At 71.3% G+C, this 7,967-nt stretch carries 6 protein-coding genes; 1 reads left to right on the top strand and 5 read right to left on the bottom strand.

The genetic code is table 11. From position 1 onward, the window contains the following. Positions 1-164 precede the first annotated feature (164 nt). The gene (locus tag QH283_RS17555; protein ID WP_280504071.1) at positions 165-599 is read right to left on the bottom strand and encodes a nitroreductase/quinone reductase family protein; all 435 of its coding nucleotides are present in this window, start codon (positions 597-599) and stop codon (positions 165-167) included. A gap of 114 nt (positions 600-713) precedes the next feature. Here QH283_RS17555 and QH283_RS17550 point away from each other — a divergent pair, with 114 nt between their 5' ends. Then, positions 714-1,394, top strand: a complete 681-nt coding sequence (locus QH283_RS17550; protein WP_280504070.1) for a TetR/AcrR family transcriptional regulator — start codon at positions 714-716, stop codon at positions 1,392-1,394. Between the two features lie 67 nt (positions 1,395-1,461). Here the strand turns inward: QH283_RS17550 and QH283_RS17545 are convergent, their stop codons facing one another. The 4 genes from QH283_RS17545 to QH283_RS17530 form a co-directional block, all read right to left on the bottom strand. Beyond that, positions 1,462-4,332, bottom strand: coding sequence for a DUF5682 family protein (locus QH283_RS17545; protein WP_280504069.1), 2,871 nt, complete (start codon positions 4,330-4,332; stop codon positions 1,462-1,464). After that, the gene (locus QH283_RS17540) at positions 4,329-5,489 is read right to left on the bottom strand and encodes an AAA family ATPase (protein ID WP_280504068.1); all 1,161 of its coding nucleotides are present in this window, start codon (positions 5,487-5,489) and stop codon (positions 4,329-4,331) included. The genes QH283_RS17545 and QH283_RS17540 overlap by 4 nt, the downstream gene beginning before the upstream one ends. A 13-nt stretch (positions 5,490-5,502) precedes the next feature. Further along, the gene (locus QH283_RS17535; RefSeq protein WP_280504067.1) at positions 5,503-6,852 is read right to left on the bottom strand and encodes a vWA domain-containing protein; all 1,350 of its coding nucleotides are present in this window, start codon (positions 6,850-6,852) and stop codon (positions 5,503-5,505) included. After that, positions 6,849-7,967: hypothetical protein (locus QH283_RS17530; protein ID WP_280504066.1), on the bottom strand; the 1,119-nt coding region annotated here is incomplete at its 5' end. The genes QH283_RS17530 and QH283_RS17535, both read right to left, overlap by 4 nt.

Here is a 7,967-nt window from a genome sequence, read left to right as displayed (position 1 = left end):
CCCGCCGGGGGGGGCGAACCGCGCCACCGGGCGCGGGCGGGGCACTTCTCGCCCGGGGGGGGGGGGGGTGATACCCGGGGGGGGGGCGGTGGGGCGTGCGGCGCCCCGAACCATGCCGGTGGCGGATGTATGCGGGCCGAGGTCGTGCCCGGGTGAGCCGGAGCTCAGACCAGGCGGAAGACGGGGTAGTCCGCCGCCACCCGCAGCAACTCCTCGTCGGAGGAATTCTCGTCGAGCCCCTCGAAGAGGGCGGCCACCTGGAACTTCCACCTCGCCAGGTAGGCGCGCAGGACCGCGGGCTTGTCCGCGTCGTCCACCTCCACCGCCGTGAACGGCGTGACCTTCCTGCCGAGCCGCAGCTCGCCGTGCCCGTCGGCGGCGCGCAGGTTACGCACCCACTGCGTCTGCCCGCGCGGGGCGACCAGGTAGCGCTGACCGTCCAGCGTGAGGGGGTTGACCGGGTTGGTGCGCCATTCGCCGCTCGTGCGCCCCCGCACCGCCACCAGTTGCGCGCCGTAGAGGCTCAGTCCCCTTTCGGTGACCCAGCGCACCAGCGCGTGGAAGACGTTCTCCGTCCGACCGGCCTCGACGTATCGCATCTCATGATCTCCTTTGTGAGCACTGCTCTTGATGAGGAACAGTGAACGCGAAGCGGACGAGAAAAGCAAGAGCAGTGCTCTTGTTTTGGTGTATCGATCTGGCACACTGGGGTCATGACCGCGATCCGCACCGCCCGCCAACGCGCCAGGGACGAGCTGACCCACGAGATCAAACAGGAGGCGAGACGCCGGCTCGCCGAGGTCGGTTCGGCGCAACTGTCCCTGCGTGCGGTCGCCCGCGAACTCGGCATGGCCTCCTCGGCCATCTACCGCTATTTCCCCAGCCGCGACGACCTGCTCACCGCCCTGATCGTCGACGCCTACACCGCGCTCGGCGACGCCGCCGAGAGCGCCGACCGCCCCGACGCCCCCGCGAAGGACCGCTTTCTCCTGGTCTGCGCAGCCGTCCGCGCCTGGGCGACCGCGCACCCGCACGAATACGCCCTGCTGTACGGCTCCCCGGTCCCCGGCTACCGCGCCCCCGCCGAAACCGTCGACCCCGGCACCCGCGTCGTCCGGCTCCTGGGCGAGATCACGCGCGCGGGTAAGCCCCTGCGCCCCGCCATTCCCCGCCCGCTCAGCCCCGACCTCGAAGCCCAGATGCGTCGCGTCCTGTCCGCCGAGGAGCTCGACCTCACCCCGGACGACCTGGCCCGCCTGTTCGTCGTGTGGTCCCAGCTGTTCGGCCTGATCAGCTTCGAACTGTTCGGCCAGTTCACCAACGGCGCCGATCCCGCCGAACCCCTCTTCCAGCACACGATCGAGCAGATGGCCGCCTACCTTGGACTCACCTGAGGGCACCGGCACGTCATCCGCTGTGGTTCGGTGCCGGTGGCCGACCGCACCGCGCAGGCCGGTGGCTTCACCCGCCGGCGCGGAGGAGTTCGGCGAGCGCTGTGGCCGTCTGCGGATGCGCTGTCATCAGCGCGGTCGTCGCGGCGGGCGGGGCGACGCGCGGTGCCCGCCACTCGCCCTGGTATCCCAACAGTCCCGCGTAGGCGTCGCAGGTCTGTGGGTGCGCGCGGAGCAGCCCGGCGGCGGGGCCGGTCGGCGGGGCGGCGGACGTGGCGCCGCCGGCTTGCTCCGGCGGGCGCGACCACGGCGGGACGAACGAGTCGATGCCCGCTCTGTCGGCGGGGAAGGTGCGGCCCGCTTCGCGGGTGAGCGCGGGGACGAGTTCACCCGCCTGGCTGCGCAGCGTGGTGACCAGGGTGGGTAGCCAGGGCAACAGGATCGCGTCGGGGAGGCGGCCGAAGGCCTTCGACAGCAGTTCGACGACGAAGGACTTGATGGCGGGCACCGGGTCCATGGCCTGCACGAAACCGCTGAGGTATTGCGGGAAGGCCGGGATCACCAGGGGATTGGCGAGCATGGCGTCGCAGCGGATGCGCAGGTCGGCCAGGGTGAGCATGCCCAGTTGCATGCGGGTCGCCCACAGCAGCGCCACCTTGGCCGGGGCCTCGGGGTGGGACTGCTCGACGGCCAGCTCCAATTGGTGGCGATCGCAGCCGAGCGATATGGCCAGGTTCTCCATGCCGAACAGGAAGCCGAGCATGGCGGCCACCGGGCGAACCTCGGTGGTGTCGTCGGTGCAAGCGGTCGGCAGCAGGGTGCAGTAGTGCGCGTAGCCCGCGGTGACGAACCGGGCGCACCAGGCGGGCAGGCCGTCGTCGGTGCAGCGGTAGTAGTCGATCAGGCCCCGGACGCGACGCAGCACCTCGGGGGCGTCGTCGACGGTGCGCTCGGCGGTGAGCAGCTCGACCGCGCGACCCCCCAGTTCGTCGGCCAGCCGGGGCGAGTCGAGATACACCAGGGCGTCCTCGACCGCGGCGAGCGCGCGGGCCGCGGTGGCCTCGCCGCCGTTGACCCGCACGCGCAGGCGGTGCTCCAGCACCTGTTCGATGGTGATGCCCTCGTAGCCGAGCTCCACCAGATCCCGCTGATACTTGCCGATCGCGACGTCCCAGCTCTCCTGCCGAGAGCGCTCGCCGAGGCCGCGGGAGCCCATGATCGGGCGCACCGCGTGGTCGGGCAGCAGTCCGCGCAGCATCCACAACAGATCCGAGCCCGGCCGCAGGTCGGGGGCGGTGTCGAGGTCGAGCAGGATGCGCTGCACCCTGGTGCTGTTCGGGTCGACGCCCAGCGGGCGCAGGCGATCGTAGACGTTCTGCGCCAGCGGCGGCAGCGCGGCATAGCCGACCCGTCCGACGAGATCGCCGCCGAGCAGGATCTCGCACAACCGCCGCACGTCACGGCGGCCCGGCACCCGATCCTTCTCGATGCAGGTGATCGCCGCGTCCTGGAAGTCGTAGGGCGTGGGGCGGGCGCGATCGCGGATGCCCGCCAACAGGATCGAGGTCTCGTAGACGGCGATCGCGTCGGCGGTGCCCGCCACGTAGCCGTTGCGGCGGGCGAGCCGGACGATGCCGACCGACCAGCCGAGGAGTTCCTCCTCGTCGACGGTGTCCCGCCGGGGCGGCGTGGACAGGAAACCCGAGAGCTGGTCGGCCACCGCCGGTTCGGGACTCGGCGCGGGCGCCGGCTTCGCGACGGACGTGCGTCGCTTCGGCGGCTTGCCGCCCGAGCCGGACGAGCCGGCGGTCAGGGAGAACGGTCGCAGCCTGCCGCGCTTCAACCCCTTGGCCCAGGTGGCCGCCGCGATGGACACCGAGCCCGCGGCGAGCCCGAACTGCGCTTCGATCGACGAATGGCTGGACGGGATCAGGCCGTACTGCCATCTCGTCGCGGTGCGCGCGGTGATCTCGAACGGCGCCCGCGAGGCCAGGCCGAACTGCTCGACCCGGCTCGCGGCGTGGAAGGCGCCGCAGACGTAGAGGCAGGCGGCGGGATCGGCGCCGCTCTCGCGCAGGTGCTCGCGCATGCGGGTCCACATGTACCGCTCGCGGTCCTCGTCGCGGTCGAGGTCGCCGGTGCGGCGCAGGCGGCGGAACAGGCTGCCGATCAGCACCATGACCTGGCGGTAGGTGTCGTAGTCGGCGTCCGACAGCGGCTGCTCGACGTACTGATCCCACCACTCCGACCAGTGCCGCACCTTGCCGTGGTGCAGCAGGTGCTGCTCCAGCTCGGCGAAACCCGGTCGCAGGTCGCCGATCTCGATGCCGACGGCGTCACCGTGCAGTCCGGCTTCCTCGGCGGCAGGCTCGAGCGAGTCGAGTTCCTCGTCGGTGGACTGCCGCGCCGCCCGCGGCCCCTCCTGCCGCTTCGGCGCCCACTGGAAGACATGGTCGGTGGAGCGATCGACCAGCACCAGCTCCACCCCCGGTGTGGTGAGCGCGTAGGAGATGGCCTGGTACTCGGCGGAAGCCGCGGTGATCGGCGCGACCACCGACAACGGCGCCCAGGCGGCGGGGAAGCCCTCGACCTCGCCCGCCCAGGCCTGCACCGCCACCGGCAGTGTGCAGTTGCGCAGCTCCTCGAGCATCGGACGCATGTCCTCGCACAGCTCCAGGTAGATCACCTTCGGCTGCTTGTCCCGCAGGCGTCGCACCATGGCCAGGCCGGAGGCGGGGGAATGGTGGCAGACCGGGAAGATCTCCAGTTCTTCGCGCAGCGCCCGGTCGACGTCGTCGACCATGCCGGTGAGGATCTCCGCGAACGCGTCCGGTCCGGCGAATCGCTCGGCCGCCGCGCCGAGTTGCTCGCGCAGCGCGGCGAATCCGCCGTCGAGGGCCGGCGCGTGGGAAGCGACAGCGGGCGTCGCGGCGGCGCTCACGAAAGCCTCGCGATCGCCTCGCGGCCGCCCTCGAGGAAAGGCGTCCACTCGCCGCCGTGCTTCTTGCTGCGCGGCTCGACCACCCCGTGCCAGAACTTGTTGAGGATCGCCAGATCCTCCGGTGCGCGCCGGGCCAGTGACCCGACCAGCGAGCCGGCCAGGATCTCCGGCCGCAGGGTGGCGTCGCCGAAGAACTGGCTGTGCAGGATGGCGTCCTCGAGCACGCCGATCTGCTCGGCGGTCGACAGCGCCGACTCCAGCTTCTCCTCGTCGCTGCCCGCCGCGGCCGCCGCCGCGCGCAGGTCGGCGAAGCTGTCGAGCAGGATGTCCAGCAGCGTCGGCGGCAGCTCCAGCTCGATGCGGTGGCGGCGCAGCAGTTCCGCGGTGCGGAAGCGCACGATCTCGGCCTCGCTGCGCTTGTTGGTCACCACCGGGATGCGCACGAAGTTGAAGCGCCGCTTCAGCGCCGAGGACAGGTCGTTGACGCCGCGGTCGCGGCTGTTGGCGGTGGCGATGATCGAGAATCCCGGCTTGGCGAACACCACGTTGTCGCCGCCGGAGTCGCCGCTGTCGAGTTCGGGAATGGAGATGTACTTCTCCGACAGGATGGAGATCAGCGCGTCCTGCACGTCGCTGGTGGAGCGGGTCAGCTCCTCGAAGCGGCCGATCACGCCCTGCTCCATGGCGGTCATGATCGGCGAGGGGATCATCGATTCGCGGGACTGGCCCTTGGCGATGACCATCGAGATGTTCCACGAGTACTTGATGTGGTCCTCGGTGGTGCCCGCCGTGCCCTGCACCACCAGCGTGGAGTTGCGGCTGATGGCGGCGGCGAGCAGTTCGGCCAGCCAGCTCTTGCCGGTGCCGGGATCGCCGATCAGCAGCAGGCCGCGGTCGGAGGCCAGGGTGACGATGCTGCGTTCGACGAAACCGCGGTCGCCGAACCACTTCTGAGCGATGGTGCGGTCCAGCCGGTCGGCTCGCTCGGAACCGAGGATGAACAGCCGCACCATCTTCGGGCTCAACCGCCAGGAGAACGGCTTGGGGTTGTCGTCGATGGACTCCAGGTAGTCCAGTTCTTCGGCGTACTTGATCTCGGCGGGGGCGCGCAGCGCGGTGTCGGCCACGGTGCTGTCGGTCGCCACGGTGTCGGTCATGGGCAGAGGTCTCCTAGTCGAGGAAGTTCGCGAGTTCGTTGACGAGTTTCTGGATGCGGCCGGAGATCACCGGGGCGCCCATGGCCTTGAACCGTTCCCGGAACCAGGGATTCACGCTCTGGTGCCCGGAGCTGTTCACCGAGCCGACGGGGATGAACTTCGTCCCGCCGCGGCACACCGCCTGCATACGCTCGAAGAGCCGGTCGCCGTGGAACTCGTAGAAGTCGGAGATCCACACCACCACGGTGTCGGCGGGATCGCTGATCTTGGGCTCGGCCATCGCCATCGCGGTAGTGCCGTCGGTGCCGCCGCCCAGCTGGGTGCGCAGCAGCACCTCGAAGGGGTCGTGCACCCAGGGCGTCAGATCGAGGGCGCGGGTGTCGTAGGCGATCAGATGCACGTCGACCTTCGGCAGTCCGGCGAAGATCGACGCGAGAATGGTGCAGTTGACCATGGAATCGACCATCGAGCCGGACTGGTCGACCACCACGATCATGCGCGCGGGGACGGTGCGTTTCGCGGTGTGGCGGTAGTACAGCCGGTCCACGTAGAGGCGCTGGTCCTCGGGGTTGTAGTTGGTCAGGTTCTTCCAGATCGTCCGGTCGAGGTCGAGATTGCGCAGGACGCGCTTGGGCGGCGCGGAGCGGTCCAGCGTGCCGGCGGAGGTCTGCCGCACCTGGGTGCGCAGCACCTCGGCCACCTCGTCGACATAGCGGCGGATCAGCCGCTTGGCGTTGGCGAGGGCGACGCCGGAGAGGTTCGCCTTGTCGCGCAGCAACTGCTCGATCAGCGACATGCTCGGGGTGAGCCGGGCCGCGAGCACCGGGTCGGCCAGCACCTCCCGCAGGCGCATCCGGGAGACCAGATCGCCTTCGACGCTGCCGAGCGTGGCCCGCAGCTCGGTCGCGCCCGCCCCGTCGCCCGCGCCGCCGAACAGGGCGCGCAGGTGGCCCGCGTCGGCCTGCCAGTTCGCCAGCCGGGCCGCGCTCACCGAGCCCGTTCCGGTCGCGAAGACATTGAGCAGCAGCTTGGAGATCAGGGCGGCGCGGCGCAGTTCGGTCTCCCGCGAGCGGGTTTCCGGCCCGCCGTCGTGCCCGGCGAATCCCTCGGCGAGCCGGTCGAATTCGCCTCGCAGCTCGGGAAACCGCTGGATCACGGTGTCGATCGAGACGCCGGGGTCCAGCAGGGCGGCGGGCAGACCGAGATCGTCGACGACGGCGACGCTGCCCGCCTCGAGGGCGGGCTGGGGCTCGGGATCGAAGATGCAGGCGAGCAGACGCCAGTAGAGGATCTGCCGCCGGGTCTCCAGCGCGTCGGGCGCTGCGGCGGTCGAGATGGTGGAGTCGTGTGCGGCGGTGGTCATTTGCGCAGCAACCCTCCCGCCCGTTCGCGCAGCACCGCCACCGAGTCGCCCGACTTGGCCAGTGCCTTGGCGGCCTTCGGATCGGTCGGGCCGAGGGCCCAGTCGCCGGTGTGCGCGTAGGCCGCGGTCTTCTTGACCGGGTACTCGAGGCCGAGCGGGCGCACCCGCCAGCCGTCGGAGTCCCAGCGCACCAGGCCGATGCAGGCGGTGGACACGGCGACGAGTTCGGGGGTGAGCGGGCCACAGCGCGGCAACCGGTCCAGCTCGACCGGCAGGCGGTGGCCGTCGACGACCAGCGCCCCGTCTTCGAAGCGGTAGTTCTCCACCAGGACCGGCTCGCCGAGGTGGACCGGATGGCGGTCCAACGGCGCGAGCGCGGCGGCGACTGCCTCGGGCAGTGCGACGCGGGCGGTGGTGAACGGATCGGCTTCCTCGGCGAGCTCCGCCCGCTCGTCGATCCACAACAGATCGCCGGTGGCGGTGAGCGGCATGTCGGTGACGGTGATCGCCCGGCGCTCGGCCAGCGCGCGCAGCAGGCGCGGATGCTCGCCGAGCACCCGCCACACCGCGGGACCGACGATGGAGTCGACCTTGGCCGCGCCGATGCTGACCCGCACCAGGCGGGCGGGCCCGGCGTTCACCTCGAGCACCCCGTGCGCCTGGGCCTGCACCGCCGTGCCGTGCTCGTGCACGTCGACGCCGACGACCAGCAGCCGGCCGGTGACCGTCTCCGGTTCGGCGGTGTCCTCGCCGCGCCAGGTCAGCAGCAGGGCCCGCGTCCACAGATCGGCCCAGCGCCGGGCGGGAATCCGGTCCATGGTGGCGATCGGCGCGGCGGCGCGCAGTTCGGCGGCGAACCCGTCGAGCAGCACCGCCGACCTGCGCGACCGCGGTGCGGACCAGAGCGTTTCGATGATCCGGTCGGCGGCCGCCACCAGATCGTGGTCGACCCCGCGCCATCCGTTGATCGCCAGTTCCTGCAACCAGGCCCGGCAGCCGGTGACCGCGCCGCCCGCCGCGGCCGCGATCGGTGCGGCGGCGGGCAGGCCGCGTTCCCGGCCGACCGCCTCGTCGAAGCGCGCGAGCAGCGCGTCGTGCACCGCGCCGAGCAGAGC

It is taken from the genome of Nocardia farcinica, from assembly GCF_029867845.1.
Classification (GTDB): Bacteria; Actinomycetota; Actinomycetes; order Mycobacteriales; family Mycobacteriaceae; genus Nocardia; species Nocardia farcinica_A.
Note: the sequence above shows the minus strand (reverse complement) of the source record. Positions and strands in the feature narration are given on the sequence as shown.

What these genes read in the sequence shown, in the direction of transcription:
- QH283_RS17555 (WP_280504071.1), bottom strand. Translation starts at nt 599, where the DNA reads ATGCGATACGTCGAGGCCGGTCGGACGGAGAACGTCTTCCACGCGCTG.
- QH283_RS17550 (WP_280504070.1), top strand. Translation starts at nt 714, where the DNA reads ATGACCGCGATCCGCACCGCCCGCCAACGCGCCAGGGACGAGCTGACC.
- QH283_RS17540 (WP_280504068.1), bottom strand. Translation starts at nt 5,489, where the DNA reads ATGACCGACACCGTGGCGACCGACAGCACCGTGGCCGACACCGCGCTG.
- QH283_RS17535 (WP_280504067.1), bottom strand. Translation starts at nt 6,852, where the DNA reads ATGACCACCGCCGCACACGACTCCACCATCTCGACCGCCGCAGCGCCC.